This window comes from Mycobacterium sp. JS623 (genome assembly GCF_000328565.1).
Lineage (GTDB): Bacteria > Actinomycetota > Actinomycetes > Mycobacteriales > Mycobacteriaceae > Mycobacterium.
This window is the reverse complement of sequence record NC_019966.1, coordinates 4,862,601-4,885,271: the sequence shown is the minus strand read 5'-3', so window position 1 is coordinate 4,885,271 and position 22,671 is coordinate 4,862,601. Positions and strand designations below refer to the sequence as shown.

Here is a 22,671-nt window from a genome sequence, read left to right as displayed (position 1 = left end):
CACGGTGTGTCGACGTACAAACGCGGTCGCTCGCGGAAGAGGGGTGAGGGGACGACGGAAGAAGGGTTAGGGGACGACCGTCGAACCGATCGTCGGCATGAACTGGCACTGCTTCTCGAGTGTGGTGACCTGGCCGAAGATCGTCGAGATGATGCTGCCCGAACCGGTGTCAACGATCGCCGACAGCGTCGTGGGTCCATTCGGGTTGATGTCAGGCCGCGGTTTGAGCGTCGCGCTGCCCGACCTGCCCGTCGTCAGGTTCACCCAGGTAACGTTCAACGGCAGCCTCTGCTCAGCAGCAGGCGCTGGCGTCCCGATCGCGGTGAACACATACGCCGTCTGACCCGCCGCCGGCCCGGGCGCCGGAATCGTCGCCGGACCCGCAACCGAGATCGCAGTCGCCAACACGTTGCCGCCGTCGGCTAAGCACCCATTGCTGATCGACGGGTACATGAAGTCCTGCGTCGGTGGCGTGTCGGGACCGAACGCGGGTGCAGCGGCCGGCACCGCAGCCGCCGGATCGGGAGCTGGAGCAGGAACCGGAGCCGGTGCGGGCGCCGGCACAGCGGCTGGCGCTGGCGCGGCTTCCGGAATCGGCGCAACGACCGGGGCAGCCTGCGGCACGGGGCCGACGGCATGCGCCGGGTCGACGCCCGCGGGCAGATGTGCCTCGGTACCCGGCACCGCGCCGGGCGCGGGAACGTGGGCGACGAACTGGTTTACCGCAGTCGCAACGTTCCTCGAATCCGACGGCATCGCCGAATTGCCCGCAAATGCCGCCGCGGCCGCCATCAACTCGGACGCGGCGTTGGTCGGATCGGCGGCAGCCCGCTGGATCACCGGGCCGATGCCTTGCACCGCCGACAGGCCCGGCGCTTGCACCGCATCGATCGGCAGCGGCGGCGCCGGGTCGGCGTTGGCCGTCGGTGCAATTCCACCCAGTAGTAGTGCTACCGACGAGCCGACGACTCCGCTGACGCCGGCGAATGTCCTCCTGATCGATGACATGGTTTCCCCGATTCCTGGTTGCCTGGTTTGTGGTCAGCGATGCGCGCCAACCGCTGTCACGGCAGCGCCGACAGCGGCATGATCAGCGGCGCGATGGCTTGGGTTGCCCCCGCCGCGGGTGCGGCAGCCACTGGAGCCGCTGCGGCAGGAGCCGCGGCGGCGGTAGCGGCGGGCGCGGCCGCCGCCGATGGCAGCAGCCCGGCAAGCGGTGTGCCCGCCGGCATCAACGACGCCAACGCGCCCGGGACCGAGGTCAGCAGGTTCTGCGGCGCAGCCAGTGGGGATGCGGCCGGCGCGGGGGCAGGAGCCGCGGCCGGGGCCTGCGGCAGGGTTATCGACGCGGTTGCAGCGGGCGGAGTGGCGGTCGGAGCTGAGGCAGGCGCTGCGGCCGGTGCAGCTGCGGATTGCGCGGTACCGAGGAACGACGTGAGGCCCTGCATCAGGGTCGTCGCCGTAGCCGGATTAGTGGCGAGCTGCTGGAGGAACGGCAGACCCGGTACGCCCGGGGTCGGTGCGGGCGCCGCGGCTGGGTCGGCTGCAGCGGTCGCGCTGAGCCCGAGCGCGAGCCCGGCCGCGCTCGCGGCGGTGATCATGCTGGTCGCAAGCGTTTTCCTGGTGAATTTCATGGTTCTCCCAATCAGTTGTAGGCACGCCTGGGCCCGAGAGTCGTCGCGTTACTGGTGTTACTCAAGTGACACGTGTGGCGGAGATCGAAACGTTACGGATGCGACGACGTACCGTGACCGCTCGCTAGAGTCGGCGGCATAGACGCCACCGAATCCGCCGCCACGACATCTCCGCTGACGCCGAACCGACTGGCGATCGCGGCGCCGGTGCTGTTGGCGCTCAGCATCGCCGCTCGCCTCGCGTGGACGTACTTCGTCCCCAACGGCGCCAACTTCGTCGATCTCCACGTCTACGTCGGCGGCGCTGGCGCGCTCGACCATCGCGGCACGCTCTACGACTACGTCTACGCCGACCAGACGCCCGATTTCCCGCTGCCGTTCACCTACCCGCCGTTCGCGGCGGTCGTCTTCTATCCGCTGCACCTGATCCCGTTCGGAATCCTCGCGTTCGCATGGCAACTCGGCACCATCGCGGCGCTCTACGGGGTGGTTCGCGTCAGCCAGCGACTGCTGCCCGGGCAGTCGGGTGACCCTCGGATCGCGATGTTGTGGACCGCGGTCGGCATCTGGCTGGAGCCGCTGCGGAGCAATTTCGACTACGGGCAGATCAACGTGCTGCTGGTGCTGGCGGTGTTGTACGCGGTCTACAGCACACGATGGTGGCTGTCGGGGCTGCTGGTCGGGCTCGCGGCCGGCGTGAAGCTGACGCCCGCGGTGTCGGGGCTCTACTTTGTGGGCGCCCGACGCGGGGCTGCCGCGGTGTTCTCGGCGGTGGTGTTCTTCGGCACGATCGCGGTCTCGGCCGTCGTCGTCGGCGACCAAACCCGTTACTACTTCACCGAATTGCTCGGCGACGCTTCTCGCGTAGGCCCGATCGGCACGTCGTTCAACCAGTCGTGGCGCGGCGGCATCTCGCGGATTCTCGGACACGACGCGGGGTACGGGCCGCTCGTGTTGGCAGGCATCGCGATCACCACGGTGTTGGCCGTGTTGGCGTGGCGTGCGATCGGCGGCGCATCCGATCGGCTCGGCGCGATCGTCGTCGTGCAGCTGTTCGGGCTACTGCTGTCGCCGATTTCGTGGACGCATCACTGGGTGTGGTTGATCCCGCTGATGATCTGGCTGCTGCACGGCCCGCTGCGTGAGCGGCTGGGCGCGCGGGTGCTCGGGTGGGGCTGGCTGGCGCTGACGGTCATCGGAGTGCCGTGGCTGCTGAGCTTCGCGCAGCCCACGATCTGGGTCATACCCCGCCCCTGGTACTTGGCATGGGCCGGACTGATCTACATCGTCGCGACGTTGGCGACGCTGGCGTGGATCGCGACTACGGGTTCCCGACGATCTCGTTTATCTCCCGAGCCATGTCGAGATCGTTCTCGGTGATACCACCGGCGGAGTGCGTCACCAATGCGAAAGTTACTGTCCGCCAACGGATATCGATGTCCGGGTGATGGTCTTTTTCCTCGGCTTTTTCGGCTACTCGACGCACAGCGTCGATGCCGTCGAGAAACGCGGGAAACTTGATCGAGCGGCGCAACGCCCCGTCGGCGCGCTCCCAGCCGGGAAGGTCGGGCAGTGCGGCGTCTACTTGGTCATCCGTTAACACAGCCATGTTCCGACGGTATACCGTCGCGGGCAGTGTCAGATCAGATCGTCGTTGCCGGTGCACTGATTTCGGGTTCCCTACTGCTCGTGGCCCAGCGCGCGCGGCCGCCGGAACTCGCCGGCCTCTGGGAGCTTCCGGGTGGCAAGGCCGCCGCGGGCGAGAGCGATGCCGCCGCGTTGGCCCGTGAACTGCACGAGGAACTCGGCGTCGACGTCACCGTGGGCACACGCATCGGCGCCGATGTCGCGCTGACCGAATCCATGACGCTGCGCGCCTATCGCGTCACCCAGACCGGCGGAGCGTTGCATCCCAACGATCACCGCGCCCTGCGCTGGGTCGGCGCCGACGAACTCGACGACCTGCCATGGGTGCCGGCCGACCGGGCGTGGGTCGGTGAGCTGACCCGCTTGCTGCGCCCCGACTAGCAGCCGCCCTGCCAGTGATCACCGTCGCAGACGCGAAAGGCCATGCGGGACAGACGTTTCGCCTGGAGGGGCAACTCGCATCCAAGCCGGCGTACTGGGCACCGAAGGGCACCGGACGCGGGGGCAACAACTACGCGGGTGCCGGCGTGCTCGTGGACTTGTCGTCAGGCGGCCAAGCGCTGCTGCTCGCCGAGTCCGACTTCCCGCCACCTTCCGACGGCGGTCGAGTTTTGGTGCTGTTGACCACGCCGTAGTTAGTAATGCAGTCGGTCGTTGACGACCACGCCGGCGTGGCGTACGGAGTGGATCGGATGCATTAGCGCGGGGTGCTTGCAGTGCGGGCAGGACTCTCGCGACTGATTGGCCGACGAGAACGTCAGATGGCGGCAGGCCGCGCACCGGACGACATAGAAGGCGCCGATCCAGTTGAGCAGCCCGAGGTAGATTGCCGCCGTCGCGGCGGTCGCCAGCACGGCGATGACTGCGATGGTGAAAACCTCTTCAGCAGGCATATTCGTCAACCTCCAACCCACTATTGACGGGCTAAATCGACGCTACGCCCGGACGCTGTGAGTGGCCTGACGATCGCCGAACGTTCCGTACCGCTCGAAAAATTGCCGAAATTTCGAGCGGTACGGAACGTTCGCGGCGGGGATGGTCGCGGGGTGAGGGGTAGTGACCGGCGTCTCTCGTTTTCATGATCGACCCGCCACACTGCGACAATCGGCGACGTGGATTTCAGAAACGTCGCCATCGTGGCACACGTCGACCATGGGAAGACGACCCTCGTCGATGCCATGCTGCGCCAATCGGGTGCCCTGCACCATCGGGGTGACGACGCGGTCGAACGCTTGATGGACTCCGGTGACCTGGAGAAGGAAAAAGGCATCACGATCCTGGCCAAGAACACCGCGGTGCACCGCAAGCACCCGGACGGTTCCATCACGGTCATCAACGTCATCGACACCCCCGGCCACGCCGATTTCGGCGGCGAGGTCGAGCGCGGACTCTCGATGGTCGACGGCGTGCTCTTGCTGGTCGACGCCTCCGAGGGCCCGCTGCCGCAGACCCGCTTCGTGCTGCGTAAGGCGCTCGCGGCGCACCTCCCCGTGATCCTGGTGGTCAACAAGACCGACCGGCCCGACGCCCGCATCGCCGAGGTCGTCTCCGAAAGCCATGACCTGCTCCTCGACGTCGCCTCCGACCTCGACGAGGAGGCCCAGAAGGCCGCCGAGGAAGCTCTCGGATTGCCCACGCTCTACGCGTCGGGACGCGCAGGCATCGCCAGCACCACCGAACCGGCCAACGGCGAGAATCCCGACGGCGAGAACCTTGACCCGCTGTTCGATGTGCTGCTCGAGCACATTCCGCCGCCGCAGGGCGATCCAGAGGCGCCGTTGCAGGCGTTGGTCACCAACCTCGACGCGTCGGCCTTCCTCGGCCGCCTCGCGCTGATCCGCATCTACAAGGGCCGGATCCGCAAGGGCCAGCAGGTCGCCTGGATGCGCGAGGTGGACGGCCACCCGGTGATCACGAACGCCAAGATCACCGAGCTCCTGGTCACCGAGGGCGTCGAACGCACGGCGACCGACGAAGCCATCGCCGGTGACATCGTCGCCGTCGCGGGCATTCCCGAGATCATGATCGGCGACACCCTGGCCGATCCGGACCACGCGCACGCGCTGCCGCGCATCACCGTCGACGAGCCCGCGATCTCGGTCACGATCGGCACCAACACCTCGCCGCTGGCGGGCAAGGTGTCTGGACACAAGCTGACCGCCCGGATGGTGAAGTCGCGACTCGATCAGGAACTCGTCGGCAACGTGTCCATCAAGGTCGTCGACATCGACCGGCCCGACGCATGGGAGGTGCAGGGCCGAGGCGAGCTGGCGCTTGCCGTGCTCGTCGAGCAGATGCGACGCGAGGGCTTTGAGCTGACGGTCGGCAAGCCACAAGTGGTCACGCAGACGATCGACGGCAAGCTGCACGAGCCGTTCGAGGCGATGACCATCGACTGCCCCGAGGAGTTCGTCGGCGCGATCACGCAGCTGATGGCCGCCCGCAAGGGCCGCATGGAGGAAATGACCAACCACGCCGCGGGTTGGGTCCGGATGGATTTCATCGTGCCCAGCCGCGGCCTGATCGGCTTTCGCACCGACTTCCTGACGCTGACGCGCGGCACCGGCATCGCGAACGCGGTGTTCGACGGCTACCGGCCGTGGGCTGGCGAGATCCGCGCGCGCCACACCGGCTCGCTGGTGTCGGACCGCTCGGGGAGCATCACCCCGTTCGCCATGATCCAGCTCGCCGACCGCGGGCAGTTCTTCGTCGAGCCGGGCCAGGACACATACGAGGGCCAGGTCGTGGGCATCAACCCGCGCGCCGAAGACCTCGACGTCAACGTCACCCGCGAGAAGAAGCTGACGAACATGCGCAGCTCGACGGCCGACGTCATGGAGACGCTGGCCCGGCCACTGGAACTCGACCTCGAGCAGGCCATGGAATTCTGCGCGGAGGACGAGTGCGTCGAGGTGACGCCCGAGGTGGTCCGGGTGCGCAAGGTCGAGCTGACGGCCAGCTTGCGGGCCCGGGCAAAGGCTCGTGCGAAGGCGCGCGGCTGAGGTTTGATGTCGCCAGCCGTATCGGCTCCGACCCTGCCGATACCCTGAACAGCGTGCTGGGCCCCCTACGCGTTGTCGCTGCGCTATTTGCACTGGTGACGTTGGTAGCGGCGGGGTGCACCGTCAGCCCACCGCCCGCGCCACAGAGCACCGATACGTCCGAGTCGACGCCGCCTCCCCCGATGAAGGCCACGCAGATCATCATGGCCATCGATTCGATCGGCCCGGGCTTCAATGCACACCTGCTGTCGGATCAGTCGCCGGTAAACGCGGCGATAAGCGCGCTGGTGCTGCCCAGTTCCTTTCGGCCGGTGCCGGATCCCAACGCGCTCACAGGGTCTCGCTGGGAGCTCGACACCACGCTGCTGGAGTCGGCGGACGTCACCAATCAGAACCCGTTCACCGTCACGTACAAGATCCGTCCCGAGGCGTCGTGGACGGACAACGCACCGATAGCCGCCGACGACTACTGGTACCTGTGGCGTCAGATGGTCAGTCAACCGGGAGTCGTGGATCCGGCGGGCTATGACCGGATCACCGGCGTGCAATCGGTCGAGGGCGGCAAGACCGCGGTGGTGACGTTCTCTCAGCCCTATCCCGCGTGGCGCGAACTGTTCAACAACATCCTGCCCGCCCACATCGTCAAGGACGTACCCGGTGGATTCGCGGCAGGCCTGGCGCGCGCCCTGCCGGTCACCGGCGGCCAGTTCCGGGTGGAAAGCATTGACCCTCAGCGCGATGAGATTCTGCTCGCCCGAAACGACCGCTATTGGAGTGCGCCCGCCAAGCCGGACCAAGTGCTGTTCCGTCGCGGCGGGTCGTCGGCCGCGCTGGCTGACTCGATCCGCAACGGCGACACCCAGGTCGCCCAGGTGCATGGCGGGGCGGCGGCATTCGCACAACTATCGGCGATTCCCGACGTTCGGACCGCCCGCATCGTCACCCCGCGGGTGATGCAGCTGACGCTGCGGGCCCAGCAACCCGCGCTCACGGATTCCCAAGTGCGCAAAGCGATTCTGGGCCTGCTCGACGTCGACCTGCTCGCCTCGGTTGGCGCCGGCGACGACAACACCGTCACCTTGGCGCAGGCCCAGGTGCGGTCCCCGTCCGATCCGGGTTATGTCCCGACGGCGCCGCCCGCGATGACGAAGGAGGCCGCGCTCGCGCTGCTGGCCAACGCGGGCTATCAGGTTGAGCCGATCGAGACGCCGCCGGGCACGCCTACGCCGGAGAACAATCGCGGGCGGATCACGAAAGATGGTGTGCCCCTGACGCTTGTCCTCGGGGTAGCGGCCAACGACCCCACTGCCATCGCCGTGGCCAACACCGCCGCCGACCAATTGCGCAATGTCGGCATCGGCGCGTCGGTGTCCGCACTGGATCCCGTTGCGCTCTACGGAGATGCGCTGATCAACAACCGAGTCGACGCCGTTGTGGGGTGGCATCAGGCGGGCGGCGATCTCGCGACATCCCTTGCGTCGCGATACGGCTGCCCGGCGCTGGAGGCGACGGCGGTTTCGACGGCCACACCTGGAGCCACGTCGTCGACCCCTTCACCGACGACGAATTCGCCTTCGCGGACAAGCAATTCGCCGACACCGCCCCGGCCGACCACCCCGCAGACAACTCCGACGCAGACAACGCCGACGCAGACCACTCCGGCCCCGGCGCCCGAAACAGGACAGCTCGTCCAGGCGCCAAGCAACATCACCGGCATCTGCGACCACAGCATTCAGCCGAAGATCGATGCGGCGCTCGACGGCACCGAGGACATCGGCGAGGTGATCAACGCCGTCGAACCTCGGCTCTGGAACATGTCGACTGTGCTGCCGATCCTTCAGGACACCACGATCGTCGCGGCGGGCCCGAGCGTGCAGAACGTCAGCCTGTCCGGCGCGGTGCCGGTGGGCATCGTCGGAGACGCAGGAAAGTGGGTCAAACCGCGGCAGTGATCACTTCACACAGGGAGTGTTCTTGCCCGCCATCTCGGTGAGGTCCGTCGGCGCGGGCGCCTGCGTTCCGGTGGCGGTGGCCTCGACCGTGGTGACCGGGGTCGAAGGTGTGGTGGGCGTGCTCGAGGCCATGTACTGATCGGCGGGGAAATCGGCGCCGATGGTCAACAACACCGTGTCGGGGGCGACGGTGTCGGAGGCGGTCGCGGAGAGCTGGAGGCGGTCGGCCAACATGCGCGCGGCGTCTGCAGCGCCGACTCCGTAGGCGATGCTGCTCGTGTTGGCCAGGCGATCTGCCGTCGACACCGCCCCTGCGATCATCCCGTCGGTGCCGAAGGAACGCTCGACGGCCGTGCCGAGGCCGTCGTGATTGGTGGCGTTGACGACGTCGAGTGTTGTTGGGGCAGAAGGTGTTTGAGTCGGCTTGGGAGTCGGGGTTGACCCGTCGGCGAACAGGTTGTGCACGATACCCCGAATGCTTTGCACGTCAACGATGTTGACGTCCTCGCCCGCGGTGTCCTGGCCGAACTCGCTGATGGGCAGCGTGTAGAGGGTCAGGGAACTGTCGGTCAGCGCTGCAGCGTGGTTGACGAAACTCGCGAGGTCGAATCCGTCGTCAACGGCGATGTTCTGCCGCGCGACCTGCAGCAGGTTTCGTAGGTCAGCCGGATTGGACAACGCGCCGCCGCGGCGCAGCGCGGTCACCAGCGACACGATGAATGCCTGCTGGCGGCGCGTGCGGTCCATGTCGGTGAACATCTGATCGTTCTCGTCGCGGCGCTGCCGCACGAACGCCATCGCCTGCGCCGCGTTGATCTGTTGGGTGCCACGGTGGAAGTCGGCACCGGAGTAGCTGTCCGACGTGTCCTCGTTGAGGCACACGGTGATCGGCTGGACCACCTGGGCGATCTGAAAGAACGCGCCGAGCGTGACTTCGACGAAGTGATCGATCGGCACACCCAGCAGCCTTCGCACAGTGTCGATCTCGGCCTTGCGGCCGGCCTCGCGCGCGGTCTGCTCGCGTGCGGAGGCGGCGATGCTGTCACTCAGCGAGTTCATCTGCTGCTGGTACGCCAAACCGTAGGCCTGCTTGACCTTGCCCTTGCACACCCCGCTGGGACAGCCCGGCAGGTCGACGTAGTCATCGCGGGGTATCGAAACGGCGCTGACCGGACCGCTGCCACCCGGTAAATGCAGAAGGATCAGGACGTTGGAGTTGTAGCCGCCGACCGTTTCGTCGCCCGCATGCAGCGCGTCGTAAATGTCTTGGGGGAGCGGCTGGCCGTGTTGGTCCAGCCTGCTGTCCAAACCCATGATGAGGATGTTCTGCGCCCCGCCGACCGACGCGGGTCCGCCTACCAACGCTTGGGAGGTGGTGATGCCGCCGGACAGATGGCGGTAGCCACTCCAGCCTGCCGCCGTGACGGCCAGCACCAAGACAGCGGCCAGTCCGCCAAGCACTCGACCGGCGGCAAGGATCCGCTTTCGACTGCCGCGCTGGGATAGCCGATGTCGCGGACCATTCACCCGCGGTATCGGCTCCGTATCCAACGCCGAAGCGGCCGATCGACTCATGATTAAGTGGGATTATCCCGACACCTCCTGAGAACGCCGACACGGGATTCTCAGGATCTTCGAACAGGAATCGGCCGCCTTCGGGGGAACGACAGTGCAATCAGTTGGCGGGCTCAGTCTGCCGTTGCTCGCGGAGCAGACGCAGGCCATGCGATGCGAACGCCGCGATCGCGAACACGGCAAGCAGCCAGTACGGCGGCCTGGCAAGTTCCCAGACGAACAGCGCGGCGAAGAGCGGCGCCCGCTGCGTGATCGCCAGCACGCCCGCCGCACACGTCAAGGACACCGCGGACACGTGAATGCCGGTGCCGGCCAAGTGGTTCAAGGCCAGTGTCGCCAGCGAACCCGCCGCGGCGCCGGTCGCCATCGCGGGCGTGAGCAGGCCGCCGACCGCGCCGGCGCGCAGGAACAGTGCTGTCAGTAGCGGTTTCAACAACAGGATGACCGCGGCCGCACCGAGGGTCAGTCCGCTGTTGATGCTGACCGTCAGGATGCTCCTGCCGTTGCCTGGTAACTCCGGCCACCAGATCGAGCAGACTCCGGTCAGCAGTCCGGCCGCGGCGACCGACGGGATCAGAACCCACGATTTGAACTGCACCTTGGGCCGGGCGATCGCCATCACGCGGTTGAACGCGAGGCCCACCGCCGTCGCCAGCGGTGCAATAGCCAGCGCCAGAAAACCGAATAGGTAGGACAGCTTGGCGTCCGGCCACGTCAACGCGTGCTCGAGATGCGTGACCGGCGACGCCACCGCAACCGCGAGGCTCGACGTGATCAACGCCGCGCCGAGCACCCTGGGATGCCACGTACCCATCACGATGCGCGCCGCGAACAACGCGCCGCCAAGCGGAACGCTATAGACCGCGCCGAGGCCTGCTCCTGCAGCGCAGGCCAGCAGGATTTCGCGATCTCGCGGCGTCAGCGCCAACCGCGTGGTGCCGAAATCGCCTAGCGCGGCGGCGAGTTGGCGAGGCGCGCCTTCGCGGCCCAGCGACGCACCGGACCCGACGATCAACACCTGCAGGCCCGCGTCGACCGACAGCGGCCATCGGGGAACTGCGCCATGGCTCTTGATGGTCTCGGTCAGGCCGGGAACCTCGGTGCGCCGTCGCAGAATCCACCACCCCCAGCCGGCCAGCGCGCCACCGATCATCGGGCCGACGGCCCGCCGGATCGGGCTGCTGCCGCCGACGCCTGCGAGCAGGGTGCCGAATGTGTAGTGATACGTGAGGTGTTCGATACCGTGCAGCAGCAGCGTCGTGGCCGCGCCCGCAACTCCTGCCAACAGGCCGATGATGACGATGGCGCAGCCGAACTCAACGCTGCGCCGTGTCACCAGGTGAATGTATGTCACCGGGCCGCTCTGTTCCGGTTGATGACGAGCAGGCAAGCTGATGCGAATGGAAAGCCCGCGGCTGTTGTTCGTCCATGCCCATCCCGACGACGAAACCCTGACGACGGGCGCGACGATGGCGCACTACGCCGCGCGCGGCGCTCAGGTCTGTGTCGTCACGTGCACGCTCGGCGAGGAAGGCGAGGTGATCGGCGAGCGTTGGGCGCAGCTGGCCGTCGACCACGCCGATCAGCTTGGTGGCTTCCGCATCGCGGAGCTGAGCGCTGCGCTGAGCGTGCTGGGCCTCGACGGTCCTGTGTTCCTCGGTGGGGCAGGACGCTGGCGTGACTCGGGAATGGAAGGCACGCCGCCGCGACGTCGGCAGAGATTCGTCGACGCCGATCCCCGCGAGGCCGTCGGCGCGCTCGTGGCGATCATTCGTGAGCTACGCCCGCACGTCGTCGTCACCTACGACGCCAAGGGCGGCTACGGACACCCCGACCACATCCACGCGCACGAAGTGACGATGGCTGCGGTCGCCGCATCGGGCGGTGCCGACTTCGCAGGCGAACCGTGGACGGTGCCGAAGGTGTATTGGACCGTGATGTCGACGTCCGCGATGGCCGTGGGGCTCGAGGCAATTGGGGACACCCCCCCGGAGTGGCTGCGGGTGTCGATCGACCAGGTGCCGTTCGGCTACCCCGACGACGCGATCGACGCGGTGATCGAAGTGCCAGACCAGCTGCCCGCGAAAGTCGCGGCGCTGCGCGCGCACGCCACCCAGGTCACCGTCGCGCCTGATGGCCGGTCACTGGCCCTGTCAAACAACATCGCGCTGCCGATCGGGCCGATCGAGCACTACATCCTCGCTGCGGGCAGCCCGGGCGAGCGCGACGGCCGCGGCTGGGAAACTGACCTGCTGGCGGGCCTTAACCTGGAATAGGCGGACTGGCTCGCGGTAAGCTCCGACAATCGGTCGCGTGTGAAAGGGATGGCAATGGACCCGGATATGGATCCCAACCTGCAGCACTGGCAGGACCGCGCGGATAACTTTCAGTGGGTGCTCGGCTCGCTCGTCTCACTGCTCGACAGCATCCCGACCTGATTCAGCCGCGTCCCGTCGTTCTGACGCTGCTTGGGATCGACGGTGTCCTCTCGGCCGTCGCAGGCGCATTCTTTCTTCCGCTCCGAATCGGATCGGTGCCGTTTCCGATCAGCGCACTGATCAGTGGCCTGATCAACGCCGGGCTGGTGTGGGCCGCCCTGCAATGGACGTCCTCACCGCGACTGGCTGCGTTGCCGCTGTGGTGCTGGTTGCTGACCGTTGCGGGGCTGACCTTCGGCGGGCCCGGGGACGACATCGTCTTCGGCGGCGGCGGACCCATGGAGTACGCACCGCTGCTGCTGATCGTGTTGGGTGCGCTGCCGCCCGCGCTGGTGCTGTGGCGGCGCGTGCGCGCCGAGGCTTGACGGCTACTCCTTGTCGGCCTTCTTCTTGTTGTTGCCGCTGTCGTCGTTCTTGTTGCCGTTGTCGTCGTTCTTCTTGGCCTCGTGCTTCGGGCCGGTATCGGCTTTCTTCGCGTCGTTCGAGACCTTCTTGGCGTCCGTAGTATCCGCATCCGCGGGCCCGCTGCTTGCCTCGCCCCGAGCCGAAACATCGGCAGTCTTGGGCGTTTTGGGCTCACTGGGTTTCTTGATGACGTCGGAGGCCGTGGCTTCGGGCGCCACCAGGCTGTGCTTCTCGCTGACCTGGGTGGTGTCGGCCAACGTCGCCGTGGCTTCGGGCGCCGCCAGGCTGTGCTTCTCGCTGACCTGGGTGGTGTCGGCCAACGTCGCTATGTCTGCGGCCGCCGTCGTCGCGGTCGTTGCCTGCGTCGCCGAGAACGGGAAGAAGATCGGCGGCAACGGCGGAATCGGCGGAAGTGGTGGCAACCAGAACGCGAGTTGGTCGTTCGCCAGGAAGATGAACGAGTTGATGGTGTCGACACCGACGTTGACCAAGCCCTGGCCGAAACTGATCTTCCCATCAAGAAAATCGGCGATGTTGAACGTGATGCTGCGTGCGATTCGTTCGCCGAAGTTGTAGAAGATCGTGATCTGCGGCGCCAGCCATCCGACATACGGAATCCAGCCGACGGCGTAGGCGGCCAGATCGGCGGCGTATCGCGCCCACGGTTCGACCGCGGTGTAGATCCACTTGATGCTGCTGCCGATCGACGTCGGCGCAACCACTGGCGGGAACTGCGGCGTCGGGAAGGGTTGGCCGGCACTAGGCGGCACCGCGATCCGTTGCAGCCAGTCGACCAGCAGGCCCGGCAGATCGGCCACGGCCAACGGCTGCACCGCTGCCGTGAGTTGGACCGGCGGCGTCGCAACCTGAACTACCGGTGGGCGCGACGCGAGCGGCGTCGGCTCCTGGACGGCTGGGCCGAAGGCGACGGCCGCTGCGGTGATCGCCGCGACGCTTGCCGTCAGGCATGTGCGAAGTGAAATGTCCATGTCAGCTTCCCCTCCAACTACTGCAGCTACTGGACATCTGCGAACTTACGCCGCTGTCAAACCGATGGCGGGGCATTGAGCAACGCGTCAGGGGCGGGGCGCACAACCCGCGCTCGGCTGCGACTACTGTGACCGATATGTTCGGCGCAGTGGTTTCAGAATGTGAGACATGCGGATGATTCGCGACGAGCGTGGGGTTACACGGGAGTGGCTCTGAACTCCCAGCGCGACGCCGATCTGCCCAGCCCGGTGGTCCCCCCGAAGTCTGACGCGCCAAGCGCTGCTGCTCTGCGGCGGGTGTTGCGGCGGGCTCGCGACGGTGTCGCACTCAATGTTGACGAGGCCGCGATCGCGATGACCGCGCGCGGCGAGGACCTGGCGGATCTGTGTGCAAGCGCGGTGCGGGTGCGTGATGCGGGGCTGGAGGCCGCAGGCCGCCGCGGCGCCACTGGGCGATTGCCGGTCAGCTATTCGCGCAAGGTGTTCATCCCCGTCACGCATCTGTGCCGCGACACCTGCCACTACTGCACCTTTGTGACGGTGCCTGGCAAGCTGCGCGCTGCCGGTATGGGCATGTTCATGGAGCCCGACGAGATTCTGGACGTGGCCCGCCGGGGTGCCGAATTGGGTTGCAAGGAAGCGTTGTTCACGCTCGGCGACCGGCCTGAGGCGCGATGGGACGAAGCGCGGCAATGGCTCGATGAGCGCGGCTATGACTCGACGCTGGACTATGTCCGCGCGATGGCGGTCCGGGTGTTGGAGGAGACCGGGCTGCTGCCGCATCTGAACCCGGGCGTGATGTCGTGGTCGGAACTGTCACGGCTCAAGCCCGTCGCGCCGTCGATGGGCATGATGCTGGAGACCACGTCGCGGCGGCTGTTCGAGACCAAGGGGCTGGCGCATTACGGCAGCCCCGACAAGGATCCGGAGGTGCGGCTGCGCACGCTGGCGGATGCCGGTCGGTTGTCGATTCCGTTCACCACCGGGCTGTTGGTCGGCATCGGCGAGACGCTTGTCGAGCGCGCTGAGACCATTCATGCGATTCGTAAGTTGCACAAGGAATTTGGGCACGTTCAGGAAGTGATCGTGCAGAACTTCCGGGCCAAGGATCACACCGCGATGGCCGCGGTTCCCGACGCCGGCTTCGACGACTTCGTCGCGACGGTGGCGGTCACCCGATTGGTGATGGGGCCCAAGATGGTTATCCAGGCGCCGCCGAACCTGGTGTCGCGCACCGAGTGCCTGTCGCTGATCGGCGCTGGTGTCGACGACTGGGGCGGGGTGTCTCCGTTGACCCCGGACCACGTCAATCCGGAGCGGCCATGGCCGGCCCTTGACGAACTCGCGGCCGTCACCGCCGAGGCGGGCTACGACTTGGTGCAGCGGCTGACCGCGCAACCGAAGTATGTGCAAGCCGGTGCGGCGTGGATTGACCCGCGGGTGCGGGGTCACGTCGACGCGTTGGCCGACCCCGACACCGGCCTGGCCGCTGACGTCAATCCGGTCGGGCGGCCGTGGCAGGAGCCCGACGAGGCCAGCGAGTCGCTCGGCCGCATCGATTTGGCGACGGCCATCGATTCCGAGGGTCGACTCACCGAGACCCGCAGCGATCTGGGCAGTGCGTTCGGCGACTGGGAGTCGATCCGCGAGAAGGTGCACGAGCTGGCGGCGCGCGCGCCCGAGCGCATCGACACCGATGTCTTGGCGGCGCTGCGTTCGGCCGAGCGTGACCCGGCCGGCTGCAGTGACGACGAATACCTGGCGCTGGCCACCGCCGACGGTCCAGCGCTGGATGCCGTTGCGGCGCTGGCAGATTCGCTTCGTCGCGAGGTGGTGGGCGATGACGTGACGTTCGTCGTCAACCGCAACATCAACTTCACCAACATCTGCTACACGGGATGTCGGTTCTGCGCGTTCGCCCAACGCAAGGGTGACGCTGACGCGTACTCGCTGTCGACGGCCGAGGTGGCCGACCGGGCGTGGGAAGCCCACGTCGCGGGCGCGACCGAGGTGTGCATGCAGGGCGGCATCGATCCCGAACTGCCGGTGACCGGCTACGCCGATCTGGTGCGCGCGGTCAAGGCGCGGGTGCCGTCGATGCATGTGCACGCGTTCAGCCCGATGGAGATTGCCAACGGCGTGACCAAGAGCGGGCTGTCTATTCGCGAGTGGTTGACCTCTTTGCACGAGGCGGGCCTGGGCAGCATCCCTGGCACGGCCGCCGAGATCCTCGACGACGAGGTGCGCTGGGTGCTGACGAAAGGCAAGCTGCCGACGTCGATGTGGATCGAGGTCGTCACCACCGCGCATGAGGTCGGGCTGCGGTCGAGCTCGACGATGATGTACGGCCACGTCGATTCGCCGCACCACTGGGTGGGCCACCTCAACGTGTTGCGCGGCATCCAGGATCAGACCGGTGGCTTCACCGAGTTCGTGCCGCTGCCGTTCGTGCACCAGAGCAGCCCGTTGTATCTGGCTGGCGGCGCGCGCCCGGGCCCGACCCACCGCGACAACCGCGCCGTGCACGCGCTGGCCCGAATCATGCTGCACGGCAGGATTTCCAACATCCAGACCAGCTGGGTCAAGCTCGGCACCGAGCGCACACAGGTGATGCTGCAGGGCGGTGCCAACGATCTGGGCGGCACGCTGATGGAAGAGACGATCTCGCGGATGGCAGGTTCGGAGTTCGGGTCGGCCAAGAGCGTCGAGGAACTGGTCGACATCGCGGCCGGGATCGGCAGGCCCGCCCGCCAGCGGTCGACGACATACGCGCCGCTGGCCGCTTAGCTCACGGTTGACAGCAAGTTTTCAGCAAGTCGCGAATACTGTGGCGTTGATGACAACGATCGCTGGACTGCCTGCCCACGCCTTGCTCGTGCACGCGATCGTCGTGCTCGCGCCATTGACCGCGTTGCTCGAGATTCTGTGCGCGGCTTGGCCCGCTGCTCGTGAACGTTTCGTGTGGCTAGTACTCGCCTTAGCGGCGGTGAACCTCGTGCTCACCCCGGTGACCACCGATGCCGGTGAGTGGTTGCTCAGCCAACGCCGCAGCGTCAGTCCGGCGCTGCAGACGCACGCCCAACTGGGCGACTGGATGATTTACTTCTCCGCCGCATTGTTCATCGTCGCCGTTGCACTGGCCGTACTGCATTGGCTCGACGGGCGGTCGGACCAGCGCAGAACGGCGGCCAATGTCGTGGTGGCCATCGTCGCACTATTGGTGGGCGTCTCATCGATCATCACGGTTGTGCGGATCGGTGACTCCGGCGCGCATTCGGTGTGGGGTGATGGAGGGTGACTCCTGCGCCGAATGTGAAGCCACCGCGAGTATCTGATCGATTCTTCGCAGTGGCTACACACTCGAGAGAGTCAGGCCTGCTTGAGCGCCTCGATCTCCAAGGTGATGGTGACCTTGTCGCCGACGACCGTGCCACCCGTTTCCAGCGGCATGTCGATATCGATGCCGAAGTCCTTGCGGTTCAACACGACTGACGCCTGGAAACCGGCCACCTCGCCGTGACCCATGCCGGGGTTGACGCCGTTGAACTCGAGATCCAGGCTCACCGGCTTGGTGACGCCCTTCAAAGTGAACTCGCCGTCGAGGACATAGTTCTCGCCGTTAGCGCGGAGGTTCGTCGACCGGAACGTCGCGGTGGGGTGGTTCTCGACGTCGAAGAAATCGGCTGACTTGATGTGGCCGTCGCGCTGCTCGTTGTTCGTGTGGATCGAGTCGACGGCGATCTCCGCCGTCACCGACGGGGTGCCGTCCTCGGCGACGACGATCGCTCCACTGAACTTCTCGAAGCTGCCTCGCACCTTGCTGACCATCAGATGGCGTACGGAAAAGCCGATCGACGAGTGAACCGGGTCGATGGCCCAGGTACCGGTGCTGAGCTGGGCGGTCCCGGTGGCCTCCGAAGTTGAAGTCATGTCTATCTCTCTCACCTAAGGGCGTCGGCCTCTCCGACGTCTTCGACAAACTAAACGGACTGCAGTCCGAATGCATTCCCGGGCATCGAGCGACCACAAAATGCCAGCACGTGGCGGTGTGTCGCCGTACCGACGCGGTCGCTCGCAGGACGGTGGCTAAAGCTTGGCCGCGAGCTCGGTGCCCTGCCGGATCGCGCGCTTCGCGTCGAGCTCGGCCGCCAGAGCGGCGCCGCCGATGATGTGCGGTTCGACACCGTTCGCGCGCAGGCCGTCCTCGAGGTCGCGCACCGAGTCCTGGCCCGCGCAGATCACCACGTTGTCGACCGCGAGTAACCGCGGGTCGGAGCGGTCGGCGCCGAAGGTGATGTGCAGCCCGTCGTCATCGATGCGTTCGTAGTTCACTCCGGACAACTGCTGAACGCCCTTGGCCTTCAACGAGGCCCGGTGCACCCAGCCCGACGTCTTGCCGAGCCGCTTGCCCTGCGGGCCTTTGGTCCGCTGCAACAGATACACCTCGCGTGCGGGCGGAGCGGGCAGGGGTGTCGTCAACGCGCCGCGGGTCTCCTGCGGATCGGCCACACCCCACTCGGCCTTCCACTCCTTGAGAATTATTGATGGCGACCTGTATTCGCCTGTCGGCTCGGCCGGCGTAGTCACCAGGAACTCGCTCACGTCGAAGCCGACGCCGCCCGCGCCGACCACTGCGACGGTCTTGCCGACCGGCTTTCCCGTGATCGCCTCCGCATACGACAGCACCATCGGATGGTCGATGCCGGGAATGTCGGGCATCCGCGGCGACACACCGGTCGCCAGCACCACATCGTCGAAACCGGCGAGCTCGCTCACTGTCGCGCGGGTCCGCATCCGCACCTCGACGCCGTGCTTGTCGAGCATCCGGGTGTAGTAGCGGATGGTCTCGCTGAATTCCTCCTTGCCGGGAATCCTTCGCGCCAAGTCGAATTGACCACCAATCGCATCGCTCGCTTCGAACAGCGTCACCTGGTGGCCGCGCTGGGCTGCGGTGACCGCAGTGGCCAGGCCGGCCGGTCCCGCGCCGACAACGGCCACGCGTTTGGTGCGCCGCGTCGGCCCGAGGGTCAGCGTTGTTTCGTGGGCCGCGCGCGGATTGAGGAGGCACGAAACCGTTTTGTGCACGAACGCATGGTCGAGGCAGGCCTGGTTGCAGGCGATGCAGGTGTTGATTTCGTCGGCCGCATCGGCTTCTGCCTTGCGAACCCAGTCCGGGTCGGACAGCAGTGGCCGTGCCATCGAGATCAGTGCCACATTGCCCTCGGCGAGAATCTGCTCTGCCGCCTCCGGCATGTTGATTCGGTTGGACGCCACCACCGGGATCTGCACGTGTTCTGCCACCGCGTTGCTGATGTCGACAAACGCGCTATTGGGCACTGAGGTGACGATGGTCGGCACCCGCGCCTCATGCCACCCGATACCGGTGTTGATGATCGTCGCGCCCGCAGCCTCGACTTCGGTTGCCAGCGCGATGATTTCGTCCCAGCTCTGGCCGTCCTCGACGTAGTCGGCCATGGACATCCGGTAGCAGATGATGAAGTCGTCGCCCACCGCGGCGCGGGTCCGACGCACGATCTCGACGGGCATCCGTCGGCGCTTCTCCCGTGTGCCGCCCCAACCGTCGGTGCGCTTGTTGGTGCGAGGGGCGAGGAACTGGTTGAGCAGATAACCCTCGCTGCCCATGATCTCGACGCCGTCGTAGCCGGCTTCGCGGGCTAGCACCGCACAGCGCACGAAGTCGTCGATGGTGCCGTTGACATCGCGCAGCGCCCGCGGGCGGAACGGGTTGATCGGCGCCTTGATCGACGAAGCACTCACCGAAAACGGGTGGTACGCATAGCGTCCGGCGTGCAGGATCTGCAGCAGGATCTTGCCGCCTGCGCCATGCACCGGTTGCGTGATGCGCCTATGCCGCCGGGCATCGGAGCTCGACGTCATCTGTGCGGCGAACGGCAGCAGCCAGCCGGTGCGGTTGGGCGCGTACCCGCCGGTGATGATCAGGCCCACGCCGCCGCGGGCGCGTTCGGCGAAATACTCAGCGAGCCGGTCGGTGTCGCGGGCACGGTCCTCCAGGCCGGTGTGCATCGAGCCCATCACCACCCGGTTGCGCAGGGTGGTGAAGCCAAGATCCAACGGCGACAGCAACTTCGGATAACTCACTGAACATCCCCCGTCAAGGCCGCTGCCACTTCGTCGAGCCAGCCGACGGCGCTCTCCTCGGCACGGATACCGCCGCGGAGCACCAGGTATTGGTGCAGCGCAGCACCGGTCAGACTGCGTGGGTCGGGAAACTGGCGCTTTTCGAATCCGCGGTAGGTGTCGAGTAGTTCGGTGCGCTCGGCCCGCAACGCGGCCACTTGAGCGCGCACCGCGTCGACGTCGCCGTACTCAGCACCGCGAACCTTCACCGCGATGTCGCGGGTGCGGTTGTCGGCGACAGAGCTGCCGCGCCCCGACAGCGGTTCGGCGATCCAGCGCGCGAGTTCGGCGCGGCCGGCGTCGGAGACCTCATAGACCTTCTTGTCCGGCCTGCCCTGCTGCGCGACGGGCGTGACGGTGACCCAGCCGTCGTCCTCCATCGTTTTCAAGGTGCGGTAGATCTGCTGATGGGTGGCCGCCCAGAAGTAGCCGATGGACCGGTCGAACCGGCGGGCCAGCTCGTAACCGGAGCCGGAATGTTCGCACAGCGACACCAGGATCGCGTGGGGGAGGGCCACGCGGGGAGCCTAAAGCGAACCCGCGGTCCTATGCAACTTGTTGCACTGCAAACAAGCGCATAGGGCGCGGGTTCGTCAGGTCAGCACCAGTTCACGTTGACGTCGGTGCCGCCGGAATTGACGTGCACCGAGCAGTCGACGGGCCGAACGGTCGGCGAATCGGAATGCGTCGAGTAGACCGCATCGTGATTGGGCGTGACGTAGTCGGGCGCGGCCATCGCGGGGCCTGCCAGCCCGAGGCTGATGGCGGCGAACGCACCTGCACTGGCCAGGCCGAGGGCGAACTTCTTCATCTCTGACTCCTTTGTCTGGCTTAGCCGGGCTAAGTACTCTATGCCGGTTGAAACGCGTTACGAAGGGGCGGTGTTCCGTCACGTGGCCCGGCTCGCAGGCGATCACAGGTTGGTCACGGGTGTGGCGGGCATCACACACCTGACAAGCAGCGAGAAGACCGATTCAGATGGGATTGTCCCTAGGCGCGCTGTATGTGCAACGTCTAGTATCAGTAACTACGCGGCACCCTTAACCGGGCACCACGGAAGTTAGGGCACACTGACACGAATGTCCGAGTACCGGCAACGGATACTTGGCAGCGACTTTTCGGCGGGCCCGGCCAAAGAGCGGCAGCCCCACTGACAGGAGATCGAGGAGACCTCAGTGACGTACACGATTGCCGAACCCTGCGTCGACATCAAAGACAAGGCGTGTATCGAAGAGTGCCCGGTCGATTGCATCTACGAGGGCGCACGCATGCTGTACATCCACCCGGATGAATGCGTCGACTGCGGCGCCTGCGAGCCGGTCTGCCCTGTCGAGGCCATCTACTACGAAGATGACGTGCCCGACCAGTGGAGCGGATACACCCAGATCAACGCCGACTTCTTCAGTGAACTCGGATCGCCAGGCGGCGCCTCCAAGGTTGGCCTGACCGAGAACGATCCGCAGTCGGTCAAGGACCTCCCGCCTCAAGGTGAGGATTCCTGACGGCTCGCGCGGAGCTTCGTAAGCGCGTCTCATCGTTATTGCCTGAGTTCCCCTGGGACACCCTGGCTGACGTCACCGCGCTTGCACGTGCGCATCCCGACGGCATCGTCGATCTGTCGGTCGGTACACCTGTCGATTCGGTGGCGCCACTGATCCGCGACGCGCTTGCCGCGGCCAGCTCGGCGCCCGGTTACCCAACGACGGCGGGCACCCCGGCGTTACGCGCGTCGGCTGTCGCGGCGTTGGTTCGCCGATACGGCATCACCGGGTTGACCGACGACGCCGTGCTACCCGTTATCGGCACCAAGGAACTGATCGCGTGGCTTCCTACGCTGCTCGGTCTCGGCCGCGACGAGCTGGTCGTGGTGCCCGAATTGGCCTATCCCACATACGAAGTCGGCGCGCACCTGGCAGGCACTCAGGTAATCCGCGCGGACTCGCTGACGCAGCTCGGTCCACAGTCACCGGCGCTGGTCTATCTGAATTCGCCAAGCAATCCGACGGGAAAGGTGTTGGGCCTCGACCATCTCCGCAAGGTGGTCGGGTGGGCCCGCGAGCGCGGCGCGCTGGTGGCGTCCGATGAGTGCTACCTGGGACTGGGTTGGGACGCCCAGCCGCATTCGGTGCTGCATCCCGACGTCTGCGACGGCGACCACACCGGGTTGTTGGCCGTGCACTCACTGTCGAAGACGTCGTCGTTGGCCGGCTATCGGGCGGGGTTCGTCGCAGGCGATCCGGCGGTGGTCGCCGAGCTGCTGGCAGTTCGCAAGCACGCAGGCATGATGGTGCCGACGCCGATACAGGCCGCCATGGTCGCCGCGCTCGACGACGATCCGCACGAACGTGTGCAGCGCGAGCGGTATGAGCGGCGACGAGCCTTGCTCCTGCCGGCACTGCGATCGGCAGGACTGACGGTCGATGACTCCGAGGCCGGGTTGTATCTGTGGGCTACCCGCGCCGAGCCGTGCCGCGACACGCTCGCGTGGCTGGCGCAGCTCGGAATCCTGGTGGCGCCTGGCGAGTTCTACGGCCCGCGCGGGTCACACCACGTCCGGGTCGCGTTGACGGCGGACGACGAGCGGATCGACGCTGCGGTAGCCAGGTTGCGCGGCTGACGGCCTAACCGCGAGCAGTCGCAAAATGCCCCGACACGCCGATGATTTGGGGCACTTTACGTCTGCTCGCGCAGAAGACCGAGCGACATCGCGGTCGTCACGGCCGCAGTGCGGTCCGACACCCCAAGCTTGTTGAATGCCCGCAGCAGATGAGTCTTCACCGTGGCTTCGCTGATGTGGAGCTGCTGGCCAATCTCAGCGTTGGATCTGCCCTTCGCGCGAGGCCCGCACGGTTGATTTCGCTGTCCATCGA

Annotated in this window: 22 protein-coding genes and 1 pseudogene; 11 read left to right on the top strand and 12 right to left on the bottom strand. The window is 66.5% G+C overall.

The window, feature by feature from the left end; translation table 11 throughout:
* Positions 1-66: 66 nt before the first annotated feature.
* A complete protein-coding gene (locus tag MYCSM_RS23825) occupies positions 67-1,008 on the bottom strand; it encodes an Rv1157c family protein (protein ID WP_015308731.1) in 942 nt (313 codons plus the stop codon).
* A 56-nt stretch (positions 1,009-1,064) separates the two neighbouring features.
* Entirely contained in the window at positions 1,065-1,634 is a 570-nt protein-coding gene (locus MYCSM_RS23820) for a hypothetical protein (RefSeq protein ID WP_015308730.1), read from the bottom strand.
* Between the two features lie 174 nt (positions 1,635-1,808).
* On the opposite strand from MYCSM_RS23820, the gene MYCSM_RS23815 reads away from it, so the two are divergent.
* Positions 1,809-3,014, top strand: coding sequence for a mannosyltransferase (locus MYCSM_RS23815; protein ID WP_232425835.1), 1,206 nt, complete (start codon positions 1,809-1,811; stop codon positions 3,012-3,014).
* On the opposite strand, the gene MYCSM_RS36185 is transcribed toward MYCSM_RS23815, so the two are convergent.
* Positions 2,956-3,243: a 4a-hydroxytetrahydrobiopterin dehydratase gene (locus MYCSM_RS36185; protein ID WP_015308729.1), complete on the bottom strand. Its 288-nt coding sequence runs from the start codon at positions 3,241-3,243 to the stop codon at positions 2,956-2,958. The genes MYCSM_RS23815 and MYCSM_RS36185 overlap by 59 nt on opposite strands.
* A gap of 26 nt (positions 3,244-3,269) precedes the next feature.
* Between MYCSM_RS36185 and MYCSM_RS23810 the strand changes: the two genes are divergently transcribed.
* Together MYCSM_RS23810 and MYCSM_RS23805 are read left to right on the top strand one after the other, a co-directional pair.
* Positions 3,270-3,662 (top strand): (deoxy)nucleoside triphosphate pyrophosphohydrolase, encoded by a 393-nt coding sequence (locus MYCSM_RS23810; RefSeq protein ID WP_015308728.1) that lies wholly within the window; start codon positions 3,270-3,272, stop codon positions 3,660-3,662.
* Between the two features lie 14 nt (positions 3,663-3,676).
* A complete protein-coding gene (locus MYCSM_RS23805) occupies positions 3,677-3,916 on the top strand; it encodes a hypothetical protein (RefSeq protein WP_015308727.1) in 240 nt (79 codons plus the stop codon).
* On the opposite strand, the gene MYCSM_RS23800 is transcribed toward MYCSM_RS23805, so the two are convergent.
* Positions 3,917-4,174, bottom strand: coding sequence for a hypothetical protein (locus MYCSM_RS23800; RefSeq protein WP_015308726.1), 258 nt, complete (start codon positions 4,172-4,174; stop codon positions 3,917-3,919).
* Positions 4,175-4,393: 219 nt separating this feature from the next.
* On the opposite strand from MYCSM_RS23800, the gene typA reads away from it, so the two are divergent.
* Together typA and MYCSM_RS23790 are read left to right on the top strand one after the other, a co-directional pair.
* Positions 4,394-6,283, top strand: coding sequence for a translational GTPase TypA (gene typA, locus MYCSM_RS23795; protein WP_015308725.1), 1,890 nt, complete (start codon positions 4,394-4,396; stop codon positions 6,281-6,283).
* 44 nt (positions 6,284-6,327) lie between these two features.
* On the top strand, positions 6,328-8,235 hold the full coding sequence (locus MYCSM_RS23790) for an ABC transporter family substrate-binding protein (protein ID WP_051073936.1): 1,908 nt from the start codon (positions 6,328-6,330) through the stop codon (positions 8,233-8,235).
* Here MYCSM_RS23790 and MYCSM_RS23785 read toward each other — a convergent pair whose 3' ends face one another.
* Positions 8,236-9,810 (bottom strand): LCP family protein, encoded by a 1,575-nt coding sequence (locus tag MYCSM_RS23785; RefSeq protein WP_015308723.1) that lies wholly within the window; start codon positions 9,808-9,810, stop codon positions 8,236-8,238. It abuts the gene before it with no gap.
* A gap of 100 nt (positions 9,811-9,910) precedes the next feature.
* On the bottom strand, positions 9,911-11,146 hold the full coding sequence (locus MYCSM_RS23780; protein ID WP_041314797.1) for a chloride channel protein: 1,236 nt from the start codon (positions 11,144-11,146) through the stop codon (positions 9,911-9,913).
* A 55-nt stretch (positions 11,147-11,201) separates the two neighbouring features.
* Here MYCSM_RS23780 and mshB point away from each other — a divergent pair, with 55 nt between their 5' ends.
* Complete coding sequence (mshB, locus tag MYCSM_RS23775) at positions 11,202-12,086, top strand: N-acetyl-1-D-myo-inositol-2-amino-2-deoxy-alpha-D-glucopyranoside deacetylase (RefSeq protein WP_198345117.1); 885 nt, start codon at positions 11,202-11,204, stop codon at positions 12,084-12,086.
* A 113-nt stretch (positions 12,087-12,199) separates the two neighbouring features.
* Complete coding sequence (locus MYCSM_RS23770; RefSeq protein ID WP_015308719.1) at positions 12,200-12,613, top strand: hypothetical protein; 414 nt, start codon at positions 12,200-12,202, stop codon at positions 12,611-12,613.
* Positions 12,614-12,616: 3 nt separating this feature from the next.
* On the opposite strand, the gene MYCSM_RS35335 is transcribed toward MYCSM_RS23770, so the two are convergent.
* Positions 12,617-13,642 carry a hypothetical protein gene (locus tag MYCSM_RS35335; protein ID WP_015308718.1) on the bottom strand — a complete coding sequence of 342 codons (1,026 nt, stop codon included), beginning with the start codon at positions 13,640-13,642 and terminating at the stop codon, positions 12,617-12,619.
* 207 nt (positions 13,643-13,849) lie between these two features.
* Here MYCSM_RS35335 and MYCSM_RS23760 point away from each other — a divergent pair, with 207 nt between their 5' ends.
* Together MYCSM_RS23760 and MYCSM_RS23755 are read left to right on the top strand one after the other, a co-directional pair.
* The gene (locus MYCSM_RS23760) at positions 13,850-16,429 is read left to right on the top strand and encodes a bifunctional FO biosynthesis protein CofGH (protein ID WP_015308717.1); all 2,580 of its coding nucleotides are present in this window, start codon (positions 13,850-13,852) and stop codon (positions 16,427-16,429) included.
* Positions 16,430-16,478: 49 nt separating this feature from the next.
* The gene (locus MYCSM_RS23755; protein WP_015308716.1) at positions 16,479-16,940 is read left to right on the top strand and encodes a DUF2231 domain-containing protein; all 462 of its coding nucleotides are present in this window, start codon (positions 16,479-16,481) and stop codon (positions 16,938-16,940) included.
* A gap of 71 nt (positions 16,941-17,011) precedes the next feature.
* Here the strand turns inward: MYCSM_RS23755 and MYCSM_RS23750 are convergent, their stop codons facing one another.
* The 4 genes from MYCSM_RS23750 to MYCSM_RS23735 all read right to left on the bottom strand — a co-directional run bounded on the left by MYCSM_RS23750 (position 17,012) and on the right by MYCSM_RS23735 (position 20,612).
* Positions 17,012-17,572, bottom strand: a complete 561-nt coding sequence (locus MYCSM_RS23750; protein WP_015308715.1) for a YceI family protein — start codon at positions 17,570-17,572, stop codon at positions 17,012-17,014.
* A gap of 156 nt (positions 17,573-17,728) precedes the next feature.
* Positions 17,729-19,762 carry an NADPH-dependent 2,4-dienoyl-CoA reductase gene (locus MYCSM_RS23745; RefSeq protein ID WP_015308714.1) on the bottom strand — a complete coding sequence of 678 codons (2,034 nt, stop codon included), beginning with the start codon at positions 19,760-19,762 and terminating at the stop codon, positions 17,729-17,731.
* The gene (locus MYCSM_RS23740) at positions 19,759-20,319 is read right to left on the bottom strand and encodes a PadR family transcriptional regulator (protein WP_015308713.1); all 561 of its coding nucleotides are present in this window, start codon (positions 20,317-20,319) and stop codon (positions 19,759-19,761) included. Before MYCSM_RS23740 ends, MYCSM_RS23745 begins: the two co-directional genes overlap by 4 nt.
* Positions 20,320-20,399: 80 nt before the next feature.
* Positions 20,400-20,612, bottom strand: coding sequence for a hypothetical protein (locus tag MYCSM_RS23735; protein ID WP_015308712.1), 213 nt, complete (start codon positions 20,610-20,612; stop codon positions 20,400-20,402).
* 364 nt (positions 20,613-20,976) lie between these two features.
* On the opposite strand from MYCSM_RS23735, the gene fdxA reads away from it, so the two are divergent.
* A complete protein-coding gene (gene fdxA, locus MYCSM_RS23730; RefSeq protein WP_015308711.1) occupies positions 20,977-21,303 on the top strand; it encodes a ferredoxin in 327 nt (108 codons plus the stop codon).
* Positions 21,300-22,418 carry a succinyldiaminopimelate transaminase gene (dapC, locus tag MYCSM_RS23725; protein ID WP_041312593.1) on the top strand — a complete coding sequence of 373 codons (1,119 nt, stop codon included), beginning with the start codon at positions 21,300-21,302 and terminating at the stop codon, positions 22,416-22,418. Before fdxA ends, dapC begins: the two co-directional genes overlap by 4 nt.
* Positions 22,419-22,474: 56 nt before the next feature.
* Here the strand turns inward: dapC and MYCSM_RS36180 are convergent.
* Positions 22,475-22,636, bottom strand: a pseudogene (locus MYCSM_RS36180) (response regulator transcription factor); the annotation flags it as partial.
* Between the last annotated feature and the right edge of the window lie 35 nt (positions 22,637-22,671).